This is a genomic window from Paenibacillus rhizoryzae, assembly GCF_059686995.1.
This window is the reverse complement of record NZ_JCAALT010000003.1, coordinates 292,675-310,945: the sequence shown is the minus strand read 5'-3', so window position 1 is coordinate 310,945 and position 18,271 is coordinate 292,675. Positions and strand designations below refer to the sequence as shown.

The window sequence follows — 18,271 nt, the reverse complement described above, 5'->3', positions numbered from 1 at the left end:
CTTCAACTCCCCACCGGCAGAAGGCCGAGTACTGTTTCTACAATGACGCTGATGATTGGGACGGCCAGCACAAGAATGAGTATTTTTCCGGCAAATTCAATCTTGGAGGCGATGCTTTCCTGACCGGCGTCGCGTACAATCTGAGAACCGAACTCCGCAATGTAGGCAATTCCAATGATTTTCAAAATGGTCTTCAGGTAGATGGACGGTATGCCGGAACGATCGGCGAGCTGTTCCAGCACAGTGATGACCGCTTCGATTTTGCCGATAACAAACAAGAAAATGAAGAGCCCCGTAAATGCTGCCAGCAGGAAACCGAACATCGGCTTCTGTTCGCGTACGACGAGGACGAGCACCGTCGCGACTAAGCCCAGCCCGACGATTTGGATGATTTCCAAGTTCCGTTCACCCGCCTTGCCCCAGTAGCGTCATTGAAACAGGAAGATCGTTTTGATTTCTTGAAACAGATCATTCAAGAGACTCACGACCATAAAAAGGACGACGACAAAGCCGATCAGCGTCACCCAATGCGCCATATCTTCTTTGTTCATCTGCTTGAGTACGGTATGGATCATCGCCGTGATAATGCCGATTCCGGCAATTTGAAAGATGGCGCTCACATCAATGTTCATTCTTTCGGCACCCCGCTACAAAATCAAAATGACGACTAGCGCGGCTGTGAGAACTCCGAGGCTCTTCCACATTTTCGAAAACCGCGCACTATCGTGCCGTGCCGCTTCTTCCTCCGACTGCAGCTGCTGCATCGCAAGCTTCAGGTTCTTGATCTGATCTTCCCTGTCGCTTATGCCAAGCGCAGAGCCGAGCCGAATCAGTGCAGCCTGCTCTGGCTGCCGCATGGCCGTATGCGGCCAAAATGCGTTCGCGGCCCCTTCCCAGCTTTCGCGGAAGGTAAGCTCACCTGCTTGCTCGAGCCGTCTGTTAACGTCAAGGAGCAACGATGCTACCGGTTCAGGCAAGTAAGCTGCGCAGCGGCTGATGGCTTCCGGAAGCGGCGTATATCCATAACCGATTTCGGTCTCAAGCCGTTGTAAGGCGTAGATGAGCTGCCTGATCTGAATCGGCCTCGAAGCATAGCGCGACGCCTGGAGGAAGCCAATCATGGTGCCGGCGAACAAGATTAACGCAGCGCCGATAAGCTTAACCATGGCGATCGCCCCCATTCCAGACAGTGGGCTCTCTTGCCGTCGGCGCCCTTCCGGCCGCCGCAGCCGGGAGCACTCGGCTCATCAGGCTTCCACCGTTGCGCCGAAGCTCCACGCATTGTTGGAAGGCTCCGGCAGCGAGCAATCTGCCAAGCACCGGTCGGCCTCTTGCATCCTCCAAGTCCTTGGCATGTGCTGTCGCGATGACCGTAACGCCGGCATGGCTCGCGTCCAGAATGGCATCGCCATCCTCTTCGCGGCCGATTTCATCGACGATCATGATCTCCGGCGACATCGAGCGAAGCATCATCATCATCCCCTCTGCTTTAGGACATGCATCCATCACATCGGTTCGAGGGCCAACATTAAAGGTGGGGACTCCTCTGACACAAGCGGCGATTTCAGAACGTTCATCTACAATGCCGACCTTGCGTCCGGGCCAGTCCAGCGCGGCAGGATGTCCCCAAGAACCACTGCTGACCGCCCTTGCCAGATCGCGGACCAACGTCGTCTTTCCTTGCTGAGGCGGTGCGATCACGAGCGTTGACTGCAAGGACCGTCTCTGATGATCCAGCAGCTTCGGCAGCAGCGAGGAAGCAGCGCCGATGACTTCTCTTGCAATCCGCACGTTAAACGCAGCTATATCACGGATGCCGCGAACTTGTCCGTGCTCCAGCACCGTGCGCCCAGCCAGTCCAATTCGATGGCCGCCGGCGACTGTAATGTAGCCGCGACGCAGTTCTTCTTCCATCGCATAAAGCGAATGATTCGTCACTCGTTCGAGCAGCTTGCGGCATGTCTCCGGAGAAGGCTTGTACGCATTCTCCGGATTCGGCAGCAGGACACCTTGCGCGGAGACGAACCAGAAGGCTAGTCCGGTGCTGATTTCAAGCGGTCTGTTCTCTCGGATGCGAATCTCTTCAACGGCGTCCTTCAGCCGCTCCGGTATTCGTCCGAGCACCTCTGTAAGCTCGGAAGGCAGCAAGTGCTGCACTTTTTTTAGCATCCGGCATCCCTCCCGGCTCTTCGTTTCTACTAGATTGATAGAGTGAGTGATGAGTGATTGTCCATCTTTGTATCCCATTCTATTCCGCAGAGCCGCGTAATATGACTAGATTCACTGCGTCCTTGATCGTCGCGGAAGGCGCCGCTCGTTCATTTCTTGAGAACACCGACCAGAATGCAGGCGACGCCGCAAACGATCCAAAGCATTTTGCCAAAGGATAATTTATCTGATAGACCAACGAGGCCGATCATCGTCGTCGAAATAAGCACGAACGGTCCGACGAGTGCAAGTGACGAATTCACAACGAGCGCTTTATCGATTTGATTCAGGCGCAGCATCAGCAGTGCGGCCATAATCTCCAGCGAGCCGGAGAACATGCGGATCGATGCCATACTAAGCACGATTTTGTTAAGCATCTCTATCGCCTCTTTCCCTAGTGAACATGAGCGCGCAGCACGTATTGCTAGAACGCCCGGCTCTTCTACAGCCTATGCAGGCCTGTCTCTCTTTCATTCTCATAACTTTGGCAAAATGCGAGTACGAGGCACTTTCCCCCTCGCACACGCTCTGGGCTCCCTGCATATATTGCTGTGGAAAAGAAACGATTGCGAGGAGATATCATGAGATCTATTTCACAGGCTACTTGGCCTTCGGCTTTAAACGATCCAAGCGGCCAGCGTGAGGTCGCCCAACATGCGCACCGGACTTCCGGACGCGGCAAAACCATGGTCATTGACAAAGGACTCGGACGTCATGCGTTCTCTGATCTGCTCGAAACATCAGCAGGTTACATCGATTGCATTAAGCTCGGATTCGGGACTGCTCCCCTCTATCCGACCGATCTCCTCTTGAGCAAAATCGAACTGGCCAAACGGTGCGGACTTACGATCATGCCCGGCGGCACGCTGCTTGAGACGGCCGTTCAACAGGATGTCGTGCCTGCTTTCTTCCGCACGGTATGCCGGCTCGGCTTTAATGGGATCGAAGTATCGGATGGCACCATCGAGCTGAGCCGCAAGCTCCGTACAGAGCTTATTAAAGAAGGACTTAACAATGGTCTGAATGTCGTCACGGAATACGGCAAGAAATTATCCGGTTCCCTTGTAGATGCCAATGAATTAGTCGTAACTGCAGAGGCTGACTGGCAGGCAGGCGCCTCATTGGTCACGATTGAAGCAAGAGAATCGGGGATGGACGTGGGCTTATTCGATCGCAACGGCGATTGCTCCCAAAGCGTGCTGGAAGCTGTCAGCCACTCCCTAGGCGATATTTCTCGCATCATGTGGGAAACGCCCTTGAAGCAGCAGCAGGTTCTGCTTCTGCAAACCTTCGGCCCGGAAGTGAATTTAGGCAATATTCAACCTACTGAAGTGATGGCGCTGGAAACGATGCGCCGCGGACTCCGCTCAGATACGTTCCATTTCGGCGCTCGCGTTGAGCCGTTTATTTATATGATTTAAGGAAGCATGGGAAGGGATGTTGTTTCACGTATGCATATCGAAGTCATTTCCAACGTCAACGAAGCGCAATCCGAACGCTTTACGCATCGGACGGCTATCGTCATAGATGTGCTGCGCGCTACGAGTACGATCGTTGCTGCGTTGGAAGCCGGAGCTGCCGGCATTGTGCCTGTCGAAACCGTTCTTGAAGCGAGAGCGCTGCAAAGCGGCGGCAATTTGATCGCGGGCGAACGCTTCTGCCGCAAAATTCCCGGCTTTGATCTGGGAAACTCCCCGGAGGAGTTCACGGCTGACAACGTACTCGGCCGCCGGATCGTATTAACCACAACGAATGGCACGCGTGCCATTCATAAAGCGATGCGAGCCGATCATGTGCTTGTCGGTTCCCTCAATAATGCGGCAGCCTGCGCGCGTACGGCGCTGGAGCTGCGCCGCGATATCGTGCTGCTGTGCGCCGGCAGCCACGATGAGTTCGCTCTCGAGGACGGCTTATGCGCGGGCTTGCTCATAAGCGAGCTTCAGCTGCTCAGCCCCGCTCCGCTTGAGATGAACGATATTGGCTCCGCGATGCTTGGCCTATATAGAAGTGCTGAGAGTACGATCCATGAGCTGCTTCAGACCAGCACGACGGGTAAACGGCTGAACAAGAATGGCAGCGGACGCGATATTGAGCGCTGCAGTCAAGTGAATATCAGCGGTATCGTGCCGAGGATGCAAGGCGATATGCTCGTACAGAGCTGAGCTTTGCTGACAGCTGTCATGACATAACCGGGAGGCTTGTTCCATACAATGGGGTATGGGCGCCTGCGCGTGAGGCGCGAAGGCGGTGACATACGAATTGAAGGAGTCAACAAGCATGAGCGGGGAAGTAGTTCTTGTTCTTCTGATTGTGATCGGCTTAATCGGCCGTTCGCCGATTATTTCAACGGCAGCCTGCGTGCTGCTGATCGTCAAGCTCGTCCATTTGGAGCGTTTTCTCCCTACGATCGAACGCAGAGGACTCGAGCTAGGGTTGTTATTTCTGACGTTCAGCGTTCTCGTTCCATTTGCATCCGAGCGAATCAGCTCCAAGGATATGCTGAATGTCATCACCTCCTGGCCCGGTATACTGGCGCTGACCGGCGGCGCGATCGCCACTTACGTGAACGGAAAAGGCCTCGAAATGCTAAAGTTTGATCCCCAGCTCATCGTTGGCCTTGTCGTCGGATCTATAATTGGCATTGTGTTTCTGCGCGGCATTCCGGTTGGTCCGCTTATGGCTGCCGGGATCACGGCAATCTTGTTTAAGCTATTCAGCTTTATCGCCGAACGTTTCTAAGCACTTAATCAGAAAACAAAAAGGACAGCAGCGCTCAATCGCGCTGCTGTCCTTTTTTCTATTGGTTGTATGAAATTAACGTCTGTCTTGTGGTCCGCCAACGAATACTTGCTCCGCCGTGTCCAATCCGTAAGCGGTATGAAGCGCACGGATAACATCATGAACCGTATCGGCCGCGATTACAACCGATAGACGAATCTCGGAAGTCGAAACCAGCTTGATGCTGATGCCGAGCTCGTAGATCGCCGCGAACATTTTCGCTGCAACCCCCGGATTGCTGACCATGCCTGCGCCAACGATAGACACTTTAACGAGGTCAACTTCCGAGTTCACTTCACGGTATGGCACTTCGCTGCGGATGCGCTCTACGACTGCGATTGCTTTATCTTTATCGTTCAGGGAAACCGTGAACGCAAAGTCTGCTTTGCCGTCTTGGGTGCCGCTTTGAACGATGATATCGACGTCGATGCCGCTAGAAGCAAGCGCGCCGAACACTTTTGCAAGTACGCCCGGAATATCTTCTACACCCAGAATACTGATTCGTGCTACGTTTTTGTCATAGGCGATGCCGCGAACGACCATCCCTTGTTCCATGACCGCTTCCTCCTTCACACTCGTGCCTTCATTTTGCGTAAAGCTAGAACGAACTACAAGACGCACATTATAATTTTTCGCATATTCTACCGCTCGTGGATGAAGGACCGCTGCACCTAAGTTCGCGAGCTCGAGCATTTCGTCATACGAAATCTCATCCAATTTACGAGCACATTTGACTACGCGCGGATCTGTGGAGTAGATTCCGTCCACATCCGTGTAGATTTCACAGACATCCGCTTTAATGGCAGCAGCCAGCGCTACAGCCGTAGTATCGGAGCCTCCGCGGCCCAGTGTCGTAATTTCGCCTTCAGAAGTGGAACCCTGGAAGCCCGCAACAATAACCGTGTACCCATTGTCCAATGCAGCAAAAATACGATCCGGCTTGATATCCGTAATCCGTGCTTTCGCATGTACCGCTTCCGTCTCGATTCCTGCTTGCCAACCTGTGAATGACATGGCCTTATGCCCAATTGCATCAATGGCCATCGAAAGCAGCGCAACCGATATTTGTTCGCCTACCGTCAGCAGCATATCCATTTCGCGTGCGGGCGGGTTCGCGTTTAGCAGCTTGGATTGATCGATTAGGTCATCGGTTGTATCTCCCATAGCGGAGACGACTACTACAACCTTATGACCGGCTTCCTTATAATCGGCGATTCGCCTTGCAACCCGTTGCATCCGCTCTGTTGAGCCGACGGAGCTGCCGCCGAACTTCATTACTATCAACGACACTTCTGATCCACTCCCAACGCAGTTCTAAGTGTAAAGTCTAAAGTTCTTCATAAAACAAGATTATAGCATATATGCGTAAGTTTGAATATGACAAAAAAGCCGTACGGCACGATGTCCGGACGGCTTTGCTGCTGGTTCTTATTGCTCTTTAGCACGGGAGATATATTTGCCGTCGCGTGTATCGATCAGCAGTACATCGCCTTCGTTAATGAACAGAGGAACTTGAACGTTAAGGCCTGTTTCACAAGTTGCGTTCTTCGTAGCGCCTTGTGCTGTGTTTCCTTTAACGCCTGGCTCTGTTTCAGTTACTTTCAGGTCAACCGTGTTCGGCAATTGGATACCGATGATTTCTGTATTGTAGCTGGAGATGTTAACGGTCATGTTTTCTTTCAGGAAGTTAATTTCCCATTCCAACTGCTTTTTATCAAGCGTGAATTGGTCATAAGTTTCGTTGTCCATGAAAGAATACTCGGAACCGGAGTTGTACAGGTATTGAACCGCGCGGTTCTCGATGTTTGCTTTACCGATGTTCTCGCCTGCGCGGAACGTTCTTTCAACTGTGTTACCGTTTCTAAGGTTTTTCAGCTTCGAGCGAACGAATGCTGCGCCTTTACCCGGTTTAACGTGTTGAAAATCAATAACGGTAAAGATATCGCCTTCTACCTCAACGGTTAGGCCTGTTTTAAAATCATTAACTGAAATCACTGCTTTTCCTCCTGTAATAGGGGCGTTTGACGGAGTCAAACCCTCTCCTTGATTGGTAATAGGGGCGTTTGACGAAGTCAAACTCTCACCTTAAATGGTAATAGGGTGTTTGAGACCCCTTCTTTTATAAAACTCACGCCAAAGTGAACAATGTCTTCGGTGATGAGGTTAATAACGCATTTCCATCAGCGGTGATGACGATATCGTCTTCGATCCGAACGCCGCCAAAACCGGGAATGTAAATGCCCGGCTCTACCGTAACGGTCATGCCCGGTTCAAGCACGGTTGTTCCGCCCACCGACAAACGCGGCGACTCGTGAATTTCCATGCCAAAGCCGTGACCTGTACCATGTCCGAATTTGTCGCCGTAGCCATGACGCGTAATAATGTCGCGCGCCAGCGCATCTGCTTCACGTCCGGTCATGCCCGGTTTAATGCCTGCCAATGCAGCAAGCTGTGCTTCCAATACAATGCCATAAATCTCACGATGGCGATCTGTAGGCTTCCCTACAACGATCGTTCTCGTTAAATCGGAGCAATAACCGTTATATAAAGCGCCAAAATCAAGCTTTACAAACTCATTATTGCCAATAACCCGATCACTTGCAACACCATGCGGCAGTGCGGAACGTTCCCCGGAAGCTACAATCGTATCAAATGACGACGATGTCGCGCCTCTGCTGCGCATAAACATCTCCATCTCAAGCGCTACCTCGCGTTCCCGCAGACCCGGCTTGATAAAGCCAAGAATATGCTTGAACGTTTCATCTGCAAGCGCACAAGATTCGCGTATTACCGCTAGCTCCGCTTCATCCTTGAACAATCGCAGATCTTCGATAACACCGGAAGCCGGAGTTAATTCGATGGCAGCGCCAAGCGCTTCGTTCCAAGCGGTGTAGCTGCTGAATACGACGTGATCCTGTTCAAAAGCGAGCTTGCGAACTCCCGCAGAAGCGGCCAGATCTCTTACCGTTTCAATCCACTTCGGTCCATGCTCAACAACCGTAAAGTTCGGTGCTTGCTGCGGGGCCTGTGTCATATAACGGAAATCGGTCAACAGCCAACTGTCCGTAGCGGTGATGAGCAGCACGCCTGATGAGCCTGTAAATCCACTTATGTACCGACGGTTAACGGCACTCGTTACGAGAATCGCATCCACCTGCAGGGCAGGGAGCTTGTCGCGTAAACCGGCTAATCGTTTAGATGTCATGGAATCACCCTTTTTCATTATGCTGCTGTAAATGTTGAATCAGTGCGTTTAGGCCAAGTACATAGCTCTGTGCACCGAAACCGGCGATTTGACCGATGGCCACAGGCGCAATGACCGAAACATGGCGGAAAGCTTCACGTTTATGAATATTCGAGATATGCACCTCTACCACAGGCAAGCCTACGCCGCCAATCGCATCGCGAATCGCATAGCTGTAATGTGTAAAGGCTCCCGGATTCATTACGATTCCATCCGCTTGGCCATAGGCTTCATGAATGCGATCGATAATCGCTCCCTCATGATTCGACTGAAAGAACGAAACTTCCACTCCAAGCGAATCCGCGGTTTCCTTCACGAGCGCTTCGATGGCTTGAAGCGACATCGAGCCGTAAACACCGGGTTCCCGGATGCCGAGCATGTTTAAATTCGGCCCATTTAGTACGAGTATTCTGGTCATGGAGAGTCCTCCCGGCGCATAGATCATTAGCCATTCTATCACAAAGACCCACCCTTTGAGAAGAGCTCTCCAGACCCGTGTGTTTCTAGAGTGCGCCAGCCGGCTCTCTGGACGCTTCGTCGGTAAATTCGAAGGCAATTGTAAAGCCGATAAACAGTCCCCATAGGGTGAAGAAACAGCCTTCTGTAATTAACGTATCGTAGCCGATTTTATTGACGGGATCCATCATCCGCATGACCGGACCGATCGTCATGGACAGCAGGAGCCACCAGACTAAGCCGTAGATTAGCCCGGCCCATGGACCTTGTAACCTTCCCAGCAGCAGCTTATAAATAAAAGCAGCCACAATCGAGAACACGATAAACGCTAAGATGCCAACGAAATATCCCCATCCTGTCTTGATGAAGGACTGTTGGAAGAAAGGCTCAATGAGAAACCCCGGCGTTACCTTCGTAAATTTGATCGCGAAAAGCAACCAGTGCAGCAAGCCCCATATTAAGCCTGCATAGAAACCTAATTTTAAACAATAACGAAACGAGTTTGTATGCGCCTTACCGTTGTAATCGCTTGGACTGTTGTGCTTTCTGCGCTCTGACTTTACTTTCCGCATCTGTCGTGTGCCTCCTATAATTGGCTTGATCAAGCGAGTGATTGACATTAGTATGCGCAATCGTTTCTGCCGCAAATCGGAACATTCGGCATTTCAGGGAATCGATGCTACTCGCAATCAGTACGCGAATCAAGTACAATAAGGAGAGAATTCGAAATTATTCATAGACGCAAATGTCAAACTAAAGGATGGTGATTCGCCCTTGTCTCAGAGCACGCAAAATATTTATGGCGGACAAGCCGTCATTGAAGGAGTTATGTTTGCAGGAAGACATGCGAATGTGACTGCGGTTCGTCGGAAGAATAATGAAATTATTTTCTATGAGGTACCACGCACGACAAAACCTTGGATTCAGAAGCTCAAAAAAATACCGTTGCTCCGCGGCGTGGTCGCAATTCTAGAATCAAGCGCCAAAGGATCACAGCATTTAAACTTCTCGATGGAATCGTATGCGGAAGATGAGCTTGACGAATCCAAAGACGGAGACAAGCCCGCAGCCAAGGAGAAAAGCGGCTGGAGCCTCAGCATGATTGTCGGGGTTGCGATCGCGGGTATTCTATCCTTCGTATTCGGTAAATTAATTTTCACACTTGTACCTGCACTTCTCGAACAGTTGCTCTTCGAACATGCTTTCGAGAATATAATAGTACACAACCTTATTGAAGGTTTTATCAAAATCTTGCTGCTGCTCTCTTATTTATATTTCATCTCGCTCACACCGATCATTAAACGATTGTTCCAGTATCACGGCGCCGAGCATAAAGTAATAAGCGCTTACGAAGCAGGAGCGGAGCTCACGGTTTCCAATGTACAACGATTCACACGCTTGCATTACCGCTGCGGAAGCAGTTTCATCGTGTTCTCCGTATTGGTCGGCGTGATCGTATATTCGTTCTTCCATTGGGATTCGTTATGGGAACGAATTTATATTCGCATCTTGTTGTTGCCTGTAGTACTCGGTGCATCTTACGAAGCCCTTCGTTTCACGAACGCGCTGCGTGATCTGCCCGTACTTCGTTTCCTTGGTTACCCGGGGCTGTGGCTTCAGAAGCTTACGACGAAAGAGCCTACCGATGAGCAAGTAGCTGTATCGATCGCTTCCTTCAACCGTATGCTGGAGCTGGACGGTCAAGTAGCCAAAACGCAAGCCTAATAGTCAAGATATGGGAAGGAAGGGTGAAGGTCATGCCTCGTAAAATGAGCCTTCTGTCAGTCATCATCCTAGCGCTTGTCGTCATCGGTATCATTAGCCAAACGATAAGCAATCCCTACCAGCTTATCATCCCGGTCGCCGTATTCGGTGCTATCTACCTGCTTTACAAATTCCCTCCGGGCGCCGCAAGGGCAAAAGCAAAGCCGCGGTATAAGACCGGAGCACGAAAAGACCAACCGCAGGCAAGCAAGAGTAAAACTCGCAAGAATATGCCGTTTCGCGTGATCGAAGGCGGCAAGGATGATGACAATTTACCTAAATATCATTAAGCAGCACCACCTATAAAGGGGCATCCCTAAGCGCCATGACAATCATGACGTTTGGAGATGCCCCTTTGTTCTACTCGTTATTCAGATCTGCGTGTACGGCCTTGAAATCTTCCATGCGCGAAGGATCCCGACGGAAAAATTCCACAAGCGTTTCGATGCAGGTAATCGAATCCCAGCTTAAGTGATGCTCGATCCCTTCCACATCTTTATAAATGTTCTCGTCTTGTACCCCTATAAGTGTCAGGAACGTTTCGAGCAAATGATGCCGCTCCACGAGACGTTTGCCCATTTTCTTCCCTTTATTGGTCAGCACTAGGCCGCGGTACTTCTCATAGATCAGATAGCTGTCTTTATCCAGCTTCTGAATCATTTTCGTTACAGATGAAGGATGAACCTCAAGTCCCTCCGCAATATCGGAGACCCGCGCGTATCCTTTTTCATCGATTAATTTATAAATTCGTTCTAAATAATCCTCCATACTCGGAGTAGGCATTCCACTTTCCTCCATTCACCGTCATCCCGTACGTTAGGACCATCCTCGCATTACTCTTAGTATCATACACCGCCCGCCATACGCGCCGCAACCTGTCGCACTTAACTTTCCATGTTTGCTTTGTGACGAATTTCCTCAAACTAATGCTACTTTTCGTTTGAATCCTAAGGAGGTGTATTCCACTTGAGTACAACTTTGCTGGAACGACCGCCCGTGAACATACGGGTGCATGAGTCCTTTATTCCGGAGCTTGTTTATTTCGAGCCTGCCGCGCTTGACTACCCTAAAGGCCAACGAATAATGGAATGGGTGAAGTCGATCGGTATTCCCTATAAGATGACGACCTCCCATAACCGAATCACCAATTTACCCGGTGAAACCGAGCTGGAACAATATAAAATCGCGAAAAGAACGCTTGTTGTCGGTATCCGAAAAACGCTGAAATTTGATACGTCCAAGCCATCGGCCGAATACGCCATTCCCATCGCCACCGGCTGCATGGGTCACTGCCATTATTGTTACCTTCAAACCACGCTGGGAGCTAAGCCCTATATCCGTATTTACGTGAATACCGATGAGATCATTCAAGCCGCTAAAGGCTATATCGATGAGCGCATTCCGGAAATCACAAGGTTCGAGGCTGCCTGTACCTCAGACCCGGTTGGGCTCGAGCCCATTTCAGGCAGCTTGCGCGAGCTTATCACGTTCATGGCCGGACAAGAGTACGGCAGGCTCCGTTTCGTTACGAAATATCACTATGTCGATTCGCTGCTGGATATTAAACATAATAATCACACCCGCATCCGTTTCAGCGTCAATGCCAATTACGTCATCAAGAATTTCGAGCCGAACACCTCAAGGTTCGAACAGCGTATTGAAGCTGCCGCCAAAATCGCCAGAGCCGGCTACCCGCTCGGCTTCATCATCGCGCCGATTATTTGGTACGACGGATGGCAAGAAGGTTATGCGGAGCTCCTCTCTTCTCTTGCTGCCGCTCTCCCGAAGGATGCCTCATCGAATTTGACCTTCGAGCTCATTCAGCATCGCTTCACGAAAACAGCGAAGAACGTCATCGAGAAACGGTATCCACGCACTAAGCTGGAGATGGACATCGAGAAGCGCAAATACAAATGGGGCCGCTGGGGACAAGGCAAATATGTATATCCCAATGAACAAGCAGAAGCGCTCCGCATGTTTATCTCGGAGCGCATCTTTGAACATTTTGAAGACGCTAAGATTGAATACTTCACTTGATGGTTTAAACGGAATCTTCAGAACGAAGGGATGTGCCTGCGGCCGCTGTTGATAGGGGGTTATTCTGGATTAGGTTATAAGGTGATATCCCCCTATCAAAGGCGGCACGTAAACTCTCCGGTCACAATCCCTTCTTATCTTCCCCCGTTAAAAACGGTAATGAAAGTACTCTTAGAACTTCAGCCAATCCGGCGTGATGGTGTTCAGCCAGATCGTAATTTTGGTCATCCGGTCGGTGAAGAGCAGGATGCCCATGAGCAGCATAACGGCGCCGCCGATTTTCATCATGATACTGGAGTAACGCACGATCCATCTTGTCGAGCCAATGAAGAAGGCTAATACGAAGAACGGGATCGCAAATCCAAGGGCATAAGCGGTCGTGAGCTGGAACCATGTTCCCGGCTCGGAAGCAGCCATTAAGAGGATACTGGCCAGAATCGGACCCGTACACGGCGACCAGCCTGCTGAGAAGCCGATGCCGAAGATGAACGATGCAAAGTAACCGGAACGGTTGGTTTTAAGCGGAATTTTCATTTCGCGCAGCAATAATTTCGGCTGAATCAGTCCCATTAAGACAAGGCCCATCAGAATGATAAGGACAGCAGAGAGCTGCCGGATTAGCGTCTGATACTCGGAGAACAGCTCCGCGAACGCATTGGTGCCATAACCCAGCGTGTAATAGACGACGGAGAACCCTAAGATGAAGAAAAACGTATGGGCCATCGTGCGAATCCGCACTTCTTTGCCGGGATGCTCGCTCTTCAGATCACTTACGGACACGCCGGTAATATAGGATAAATAGGACGGGTACAGCGGCAGACAGCACGGAGAAATAAAAGAAGCGATCCCTGCTCCGAAAGCAGCCCAAATCGTTACGTCAGACATATGTACTCACCCCCATCTTCATCCTGCGCTAAATTTCCGTCTGATGGAAAGCAGCAGCAATAGAAAAACAATAAGCAGCATAACAATCGTACCGCCAGGCGCCAAGTTCCAAACACCTGCAACGAGCAACCCGATCGTAACCGCAAGTTCTGCGATGACAACGACGGTGACTACCGATTGCCGGAAGCTTCTGGCGATGATTAGGCTGCAGGCCGCCGGAATAGTTAGCAGTGCGGACACAAGCAGCGCTCCGACGATCTTGATTGACACGCTGATCACGAGTGCCGTCAGTACGCTTATCATGAAATTAAAATAACGCGTCGGCAAACCGCTGACGGCGGCTGCATCTTCGTCGAAGGTGAGCAGAAACAATTCCTTCGCATGAAGCGCTACAGCGAGCAGAACGATGACGGTTACGACTCCGATTAAGATGAGATCCACGGAATCAAGCGTATAGATGCTGCCGAACAAATAACCGCTGACGCTTACGTTAAAGCCTTTGCCCATTGTAAAAAGCAAGGATGCGAGCGCTACGCCGCCTGACATGATGATTGCGATAGATAGCTCTGCATAGGTCTTGTACGCTTTGCGCAGCTTCTCTATGGCGAAGGTAGCGGCAAGCGCGAATAGAAGACCCATTGCAACAGGGTAGACGCCGATCAGAAAACCAAGTGCAACCCCCGCTATCGACACATGCGCTAACGTATCTCCGATCATAGAGAGCCTACGCAAGACAAGAAAAAGGCCCATCAACGGGGCCGTGATACCAATGAGCACGCCCCCGATCAGCGCCCTCTGAAAAAATTCACTCGTTACGATATCCACCTAAACGCCTACTTTCCCTCTCTCCATGGAATGACGCAGCTCTCTTAAGCTATGCGTCAAATTCGTTTCCACACAATCCTCCAGATCATGGGAATGCTTCACATAAAACTTGATTTTGCCGCATTGCTGCTTCGGCTGCTGACCCAGGTAAGAACGGATCATCTCCATATCATGCGAAACCATCAGGAACGTAATGTTATGGTGCTGATGCATATGTTTGATCAGGTGGAAGAATCCTTCCTGCGTCTCGGAATCGATGCCTACCGTCGGCTCGTCCAGGATGAGCAATGCGGGATTGTTGATGAGTGCACGCGCGAGAAAAGCACGCTGCTGTTGGCCGCCGGACAATTGACCGATACGTTTGCCGGCCAGATCCTCGATCTTCATCGCATGCAGTGCTTCATCGCATTTTATGCCATCCGCCTTCGACACACGTTTAAACAGTTTGTTGCGGCTGTATAACCCGGATAACACGACCTCGCGCACGGTAGCCGGAAACAGTGGATTAAACGAATTCTTTTGCGGTACATAGCCGATTCGATTCCAATCTCTAAACTGCCCGATTGGCTCTCCGAACAGCTTGATCGTCCCGCTAGTTGGTTTCATCAAGCCTACAATCATACGCAGTAGTGTCGTCTTCCCTGCGCCGTTCGAGCCAATCAGCCCAACGAAGTCCCGCTCCTGGATCGAAAAACAGACATCGTCGATGACCGGTTTTTGCTCATAAGCAAACGAAACATCGTTTAACTCTATGATCGGCTGATGACACACAAATTGCGGTTGTTGCTGCTTTGTCTGCATCTTACTTCCTTCTTTCTATTGTAAGGCTTGAACTAGATTTTGCAAATTCACCTTCATTAGAGAGAAGTAATCTTCCCCCTTGGCTTCCTGCTCCGGCGTAAGCCCTTCTAGCGGGTTCAGCACCATGGTGCTCACATCAGCTTCTCTAGCAAGCGTCTTAGCTAATTCATCGCTTACCAGCTCTTCAAAGAAGATATACTTGATCCCATTGTCCTTCACATACTTGGCGATCCGAAGCAAATCCTGCGCCTTCGGCTCTGCATCAGGGGACAACCCCATTATAGCCACTTGTTTCAGTCCATAATCACGGGCCAAATAACCAAATGCTTGATGCGATGTCACTATATCCTTACGAGGGGCTGCGCTTAACGCCTTCGTATACGAGTCATCCAATTCCGTTAGCTTCGCATGCAGCGTTGCATAGTTCGCTTCATAATCGCTCTTATGCGACTGATCTGCCGCAATGAAACTATCGAGTACGGTCTTCGCCATGATGAGCATCGATTTCGGGCTTACCCACGTATGAGGATCAATATGATGGCTGTCATCGGTGTGCCCTTCTTCTTCCTCCGGATTACCGGAAAGCTTCTCAATATCTTTACTTGCTTCTACGGTCATCACCTTCGTATCGCTCGGCAAACCTTCCAAGAAGTCATCTACCCAGCCTTCTAGCCCAGCGCCATTATACAGAAACAGCCGCGCTTGCGATGCCGTGTCCAAGTCACGGCTCTTCGGACTCCAATCATGCGGCTCTACGCCGGCCGGAATCATGTTAATGGCATTCGTGCCGTTTCCGCCGATTTCCTTAGCGAGGAAATAGAGCGGGTAGAAGCTGGTAACCACATTCAGCTTCCCCTCGACAAGCTTGCCTTTCGATGCGGAACCGCAGCCAGCAAGTATAAAAACAAGAAATGCCAGCGTAATCGCTGACAGTGCCATTGGACGGAACGATTTCGAAACCATTTACACTGCACCTCTACTTCTCATAATCGTAAACATTACAATTTGATTATATAGACGCCTATATGCCCTGTCAACAAGCAACCGCCGGAGCATAGCGCTCCGGCGGTCTATCGTTCATGCTTATTTCACAATTGCGCCATTAGGCATATCATCAGGCACAGTCGCCAATGTCAATTGATCGCCGTGTGAAGCGGCAAGAATCATGCCCTGCGACATTTCGCCGCGCAGCTTCACCGGCTTCAGGTTCGTTACGCAAATGACCTTGCGTCCTACAAGCTGCTCCGGTGTGTAGAATTTGGCAATGCCGGATACGACCTGGCGTTTCTCAAAGCCGAGGTCGAGCTGCAGCTTCAGAAGCTTATCCGCCTTTGGAATCGGCTCGGCAGCCAGCACTTGCGCCACGCGCAGCTCTACCTTGGCGAACTCGTCAATGGCAATCTCTTCTTTCAGCGCAGGTGCTTCTGTCTCGGCAGGAGCAGTTGGAGCTGCAGCAGACGCCGCAGTTTCAGCACCTGCAGCCGGCTCTTCAGCAGCTTCAGCAGTCGCAGTTCCGCCGGCCATGGAGATGGCAATAAACGATGTCTCCTCCGCTACGTCGAGGCGCGGGAAGATCGGATCGCCTTTCGCTACTTTTGTGCCGCCCGGGAATTGGCCGAATTGCTTCGTGCTGTTCCAATCCGTCAACGCGCCTTCGGTAAGGCCAAGCTGAGCGCGGATCTTAAGCGGTGCATTCGTCAGGAACGGCTGCAGCAGTATCGAGATGATCCGGAGCGATTCCGCCAAGTGGTGCATAACAGAAGCAAGTTCGCCGCGTTTCTCTTCGTTCTTAGCAAGCGTCCATGGCTGGGTTTCATCGATATATTTATTTGTGCGGCTGACTAGCTGCCAAATTGCAGTAAGCGCTACGGAGAACTCCATACGCTCCATGGCTGCTTCAACCTGCTCAGCCGTGCCAATTGCAAGTGTGGACAATGTCTCATCGAATGCTGTTACAATGCCGTCGTAAGCCGGAACGTTGCCGCCAAAATATTTGTCGATCATCGCGATCGTCCGGTTCAGCAGGTTTCCAAGATCATTCGCTAGGTCGAAGTTGATCCGTTCCACGAAATTCTCCGGTGTGAACGTACCATCTGCACCAAACGGAACTTCGCGCAGCAAGTAATAACGAAGCGCATCTAGGCCGTAACGGTCGATCAACGTTACAGGATCCACGACATTGCCTTTGGACTTGGACATTTTGCCATCCTTCATTAGAAGCCATCCGTGTGCGAAGACCTTCTTCGGAAGCGGCAGATCAAGCGCCATCAGCATAATCGGCCAATAGATCGTATGGAAACGAACGATTTCTTTGCCAACCAGATGAACGTCGGCCGGCCAGAACTTGTCGTATTGGCTTTGATTGGCCGACCCGTAACCCAGTGCCGTAATATAGTTCGACAATGCGTCGATCCATACATACACGACATGCTTCGGATCGCCTTTTACTTTGACGCCCCAATCGAACGTTGTACGGGATACCGCCAAGTCTTCCAGACCCGGCTTAATGAAGTTGTTGATCATTTCGTTCTTGCGGGATTCCGGCTGAATGAACTCCGGATTCTCTTCGTAGAACTGCAGCAAACGATCCGCGTATTTGCTCATCCGGAAGAAGTAGCTCTCTTCCTTCACGAGCTCGACCGGACGTCCGCAATCCGGACAGTTTCCGTTTACCAGCTGGCGCTCCAGGAAGAACGATTCACATGGCGTACAGTACAGGCCTTCGTAGTTTCCTTTATAGATATCGCCTTGCTGAAGCAGCTGGTCGAAGATTTGCTCCACGACTGCTTTATGGCGATCTTCCGTTGTGCGAATGAAATCATCGTTGGAGATATCCAGCTTCTTCCACAGCTCTTTAATGGTTACTACGATATCGTCGACGAACTGCTGAGGCGTCTTGCCCTTCTCTTGTGCCTTGCGTTCGATCTTCTGGCCGTGCTCGTCAGTGCCGGTCAAATACCAAACGTCATAACCGCGCAGACGCTTGTAGCGGGCCATCGCATCACCTGCTACCGTCGTATACGCATGGCCGATATGGAGCTTGTCGCTCGGATAATAGATGGGTGTCGTAATATAAAAGGATGGTTTCGTCGTTTCGCTCATTGTCTCTCGTCTCCTTGTTCGGGTTTTGTCTGAATCATAAACGCAAAAAAAGCTTCCATCCACTATGGGACGAAAGCTTGTCGCTAACGCGGTACCACCCAATTTTCTCTCCCCGGCATGCTGCTCCGAAGAAAGCTTCATTAGAACCATCTGCCCGCACATGCAAAGAGA

General features: G+C 50.8%; 22 protein-coding genes. 6 read left to right on the top strand and 16 right to left on the bottom strand.

The features are described 5' to 3' along the window. Positions 1-2: 2 nt before the first annotated feature. From spoIIIAD to AC6ESO_RS10250, 5 genes are all read right to left on the bottom strand, one after another. Positions 3-398, bottom strand: a complete 396-nt coding sequence (gene spoIIIAD / locus AC6ESO_RS10270) for a stage III sporulation protein AD (RefSeq protein WP_091219247.1) — start codon at positions 396-398, stop codon at positions 3-5. Between the two features lie 30 nt (positions 399-428). Further along, positions 429-632 (bottom strand): stage III sporulation protein AC, encoded by a 204-nt coding sequence (gene spoIIIAC, locus AC6ESO_RS10265; protein ID WP_494818856.1) that lies wholly within the window; start codon positions 630-632, stop codon positions 429-431. Between the two features lie 15 nt (positions 633-647). Beyond that, positions 648-1,166 (bottom strand): stage III sporulation protein SpoIIIAB, encoded by a 519-nt coding sequence (spoIIIAB, locus tag AC6ESO_RS10260; protein WP_494818855.1) that lies wholly within the window; start codon positions 1,164-1,166, stop codon positions 648-650. Beyond that, positions 1,159-2,169: a stage III sporulation protein AA gene (gene spoIIIAA / locus AC6ESO_RS10255; RefSeq protein ID WP_497091273.1), complete on the bottom strand. Its 1,011-nt coding sequence runs from the start codon at positions 2,167-2,169 to the stop codon at positions 1,159-1,161. The genes spoIIIAB and spoIIIAA overlap by 8 nt, the downstream gene beginning before the upstream one ends. Positions 2,170-2,318: 149 nt before the next feature. Continuing rightward, positions 2,319-2,585 carry a YqhV family protein gene (locus AC6ESO_RS10250; RefSeq protein WP_497091272.1) on the bottom strand — a complete coding sequence of 89 codons (267 nt, stop codon included), beginning with the start codon at positions 2,583-2,585 and terminating at the stop codon, positions 2,319-2,321. A 204-nt stretch (positions 2,586-2,789) separates the two neighbouring features. On the opposite strand from AC6ESO_RS10250, the gene comA reads away from it, so the two are divergent. The 3 genes from comA (at position 2,790) to AC6ESO_RS10235 (ending at position 4,947) form a co-directional block, all read left to right on the top strand. Then, positions 2,790-3,629: a phosphosulfolactate synthase gene (comA, locus tag AC6ESO_RS10245; protein ID WP_497091271.1), complete on the top strand. Its 840-nt coding sequence runs from the start codon at positions 2,790-2,792 to the stop codon at positions 3,627-3,629. Between the two features lie 30 nt (positions 3,630-3,659). After that, positions 3,660-4,370, top strand: coding sequence for a 2-phosphosulfolactate phosphatase (locus tag AC6ESO_RS10240; protein ID WP_497091270.1), 711 nt, complete (start codon positions 3,660-3,662; stop codon positions 4,368-4,370). 115 nt (positions 4,371-4,485) lie between these two features. Then, positions 4,486-4,947, top strand: coding sequence for a DUF441 family protein (locus tag AC6ESO_RS10235; RefSeq protein WP_494818851.1), 462 nt, complete (start codon positions 4,486-4,488; stop codon positions 4,945-4,947). A gap of 75 nt (positions 4,948-5,022) precedes the next feature. Here AC6ESO_RS10235 and AC6ESO_RS10230 read toward each other — a convergent pair whose 3' ends face one another. The 5 genes from AC6ESO_RS10230 to AC6ESO_RS10210 all read right to left on the bottom strand — a co-directional run bounded on the left by AC6ESO_RS10230 (position 5,023) and on the right by AC6ESO_RS10210 (position 9,258). Continuing rightward, positions 5,023-6,276, bottom strand: a complete 1,254-nt coding sequence (locus tag AC6ESO_RS10230; protein WP_494818850.1) for an aspartate kinase — start codon at positions 6,274-6,276, stop codon at positions 5,023-5,025. Positions 6,277-6,414: 138 nt separating this feature from the next. Then, positions 6,415-6,981 carry an elongation factor P gene (gene efp, locus AC6ESO_RS10225; RefSeq protein WP_090976934.1) on the bottom strand — a complete coding sequence of 189 codons (567 nt, stop codon included), beginning with the start codon at positions 6,979-6,981 and terminating at the stop codon, positions 6,415-6,417. A gap of 133 nt (positions 6,982-7,114) precedes the next feature. Next, positions 7,115-8,191 carry a M24 family metallopeptidase gene (locus AC6ESO_RS10220; protein WP_497091269.1) on the bottom strand — a complete coding sequence of 359 codons (1,077 nt, stop codon included), beginning with the start codon at positions 8,189-8,191 and terminating at the stop codon, positions 7,115-7,117. Between the two features lie 4 nt (positions 8,192-8,195). Next, positions 8,196-8,648, bottom strand: a complete 453-nt coding sequence (gene aroQ / locus AC6ESO_RS10215) for a type II 3-dehydroquinate dehydratase (protein WP_494818848.1) — start codon at positions 8,646-8,648, stop codon at positions 8,196-8,198. An 85-nt stretch (positions 8,649-8,733) separates the two neighbouring features. Further along, positions 8,734-9,258 carry a YqhR family membrane protein gene (locus tag AC6ESO_RS10210; RefSeq protein WP_497091268.1) on the bottom strand — a complete coding sequence of 175 codons (525 nt, stop codon included), beginning with the start codon at positions 9,256-9,258 and terminating at the stop codon, positions 8,734-8,736. A 256-nt stretch (positions 9,259-9,514) separates the two neighbouring features. Here AC6ESO_RS10210 and AC6ESO_RS10205 point away from each other — a divergent pair, with 256 nt between their 5' ends. Then, entirely contained in the window at positions 9,515-10,411 is an 897-nt protein-coding gene (locus AC6ESO_RS10205) for a DUF1385 domain-containing protein (protein ID WP_497091624.1), read from the top strand. Positions 10,412-10,443: 32 nt separating this feature from the next. Next, entirely contained in the window at positions 10,444-10,740 is a 297-nt protein-coding gene (locus AC6ESO_RS10200; RefSeq protein WP_494818845.1) for a hypothetical protein, read from the top strand. A 70-nt stretch (positions 10,741-10,810) separates the two neighbouring features. Here AC6ESO_RS10200 and mntR read toward each other — a convergent pair whose 3' ends face one another. Next, the gene (gene mntR / locus AC6ESO_RS10195) at positions 10,811-11,233 is read right to left on the bottom strand and encodes a transcriptional regulator MntR (protein WP_494818844.1); all 423 of its coding nucleotides are present in this window, start codon (positions 11,231-11,233) and stop codon (positions 10,811-10,813) included. A 183-nt stretch (positions 11,234-11,416) separates the two neighbouring features. On the opposite strand from mntR, the gene splB reads away from it, so the two are divergent. After that, positions 11,417-12,487, top strand: coding sequence for a spore photoproduct lyase (gene splB / locus AC6ESO_RS10190; protein WP_497091267.1), 1,071 nt, complete (start codon positions 11,417-11,419; stop codon positions 12,485-12,487). A gap of 171 nt (positions 12,488-12,658) precedes the next feature. Here the strand turns inward: splB and AC6ESO_RS10185 are convergent, their stop codons facing one another. The 5 genes from AC6ESO_RS10185 to metG all read right to left on the bottom strand — a co-directional run bounded on the left by AC6ESO_RS10185 (position 12,659) and on the right by metG (position 18,100). Then, on the bottom strand, positions 12,659-13,372 hold the full coding sequence (locus tag AC6ESO_RS10185; protein ID WP_497091266.1) for a cytochrome c biogenesis CcdA family protein: 714 nt from the start codon (positions 13,370-13,372) through the stop codon (positions 12,659-12,661). Between the two features lie 18 nt (positions 13,373-13,390). Further along, entirely contained in the window at positions 13,391-14,197 is an 807-nt protein-coding gene (locus AC6ESO_RS10180) for a metal ABC transporter permease (protein WP_494818841.1), read from the bottom strand. Further along, positions 14,198-14,998 carry an ATP-binding cassette domain-containing protein gene (locus AC6ESO_RS10175; protein WP_494818840.1) on the bottom strand — a complete coding sequence of 267 codons (801 nt, stop codon included), beginning with the start codon at positions 14,996-14,998 and terminating at the stop codon, positions 14,198-14,200. Between the two features lie 15 nt (positions 14,999-15,013). Beyond that, positions 15,014-15,961, bottom strand: a complete 948-nt coding sequence (locus AC6ESO_RS10170) for a metal ABC transporter solute-binding protein, Zn/Mn family (RefSeq protein WP_497091265.1) — start codon at positions 15,959-15,961, stop codon at positions 15,014-15,016. 120 nt (positions 15,962-16,081) lie between these two features. Beyond that, complete coding sequence (metG, locus tag AC6ESO_RS10165; RefSeq protein ID WP_497091264.1) at positions 16,082-18,100, bottom strand: methionine--tRNA ligase; 2,019 nt, start codon at positions 18,098-18,100, stop codon at positions 16,082-16,084. Positions 18,101-18,271 lie beyond the last annotated feature (171 nt).

Excerpts from the sequence above, each read along its gene's own strand:
- spoIIIAC (WP_494818856.1), bottom strand. The coding sequence starts at position 632 with ATGAACATTGATGTGAGCGCCATCTTTCAAATTGCCGGAATCGGCATT.
- spoIIIAB (WP_494818855.1), bottom strand. The coding sequence starts at position 1,166 with ATGGTTAAGCTTATCGGCGCTGCGTTAATCTTGTTCGCCGGCACCATG.
- spoIIIAA (WP_497091273.1), bottom strand. The coding sequence starts at position 2,169 with ATGCTAAAAAAAGTGCAGCACTTGCTGCCTTCCGAGCTTACAGAGGTG.
- AC6ESO_RS10250 (WP_497091272.1), bottom strand. The coding sequence starts at position 2,585 with ATGCTTAACAAAATCGTGCTTAGTATGGCATCGATCCGCATGTTCTCC.
- comA (WP_497091271.1), top strand. The coding sequence starts at position 2,790 with ATGAGATCTATTTCACAGGCTACTTGGCCTTCGGCTTTAAACGATCCA.
- AC6ESO_RS10240 (WP_497091270.1), top strand. The coding sequence starts at position 3,660 with ATGCATATCGAAGTCATTTCCAACGTCAACGAAGCGCAATCCGAACGC.
- AC6ESO_RS10235 (WP_494818851.1), top strand. The coding sequence starts at position 4,486 with ATGAGCGGGGAAGTAGTTCTTGTTCTTCTGATTGTGATCGGCTTAATC.
- AC6ESO_RS10220 (WP_497091269.1), bottom strand. The coding sequence starts at position 8,191 with ATGACATCTAAACGATTAGCCGGTTTACGCGACAAGCTCCCTGCCCTG.
- aroQ (WP_494818848.1), bottom strand. The coding sequence starts at position 8,648 with ATGACCAGAATACTCGTACTAAATGGGCCGAATTTAAACATGCTCGGC.
- AC6ESO_RS10210 (WP_497091268.1), bottom strand. The coding sequence starts at position 9,258 with ATGCGGAAAGTAAAGTCAGAGCGCAGAAAGCACAACAGTCCAAGCGAT.
- AC6ESO_RS10205 (WP_497091624.1), top strand. The coding sequence starts at position 9,515 with ATGTTTGCAGGAAGACATGCGAATGTGACTGCGGTTCGTCGGAAGAAT.
- AC6ESO_RS10200 (WP_494818845.1), top strand. The coding sequence starts at position 10,444 with ATGCCTCGTAAAATGAGCCTTCTGTCAGTCATCATCCTAGCGCTTGTC.
- mntR (WP_494818844.1), bottom strand. The coding sequence starts at position 11,233 with ATGCCTACTCCGAGTATGGAGGATTATTTAGAACGAATTTATAAATTA.
- AC6ESO_RS10185 (WP_497091266.1), bottom strand. The coding sequence starts at position 13,372 with ATGTCTGACGTAACGATTTGGGCTGCTTTCGGAGCAGGGATCGCTTCT.
- AC6ESO_RS10175 (WP_494818840.1), bottom strand. The coding sequence starts at position 14,998 with ATGCAGACAAAGCAGCAACAACCGCAATTTGTGTGTCATCAGCCGATC.
- AC6ESO_RS10170 (WP_497091265.1), bottom strand. The coding sequence starts at position 15,961 with ATGGTTTCGAAATCGTTCCGTCCAATGGCACTGTCAGCGATTACGCTG.
- metG (WP_497091264.1), bottom strand. The coding sequence starts at position 18,100 with ATGAGCGAAACGACGAAACCATCCTTTTATATTACGACACCCATCTAT.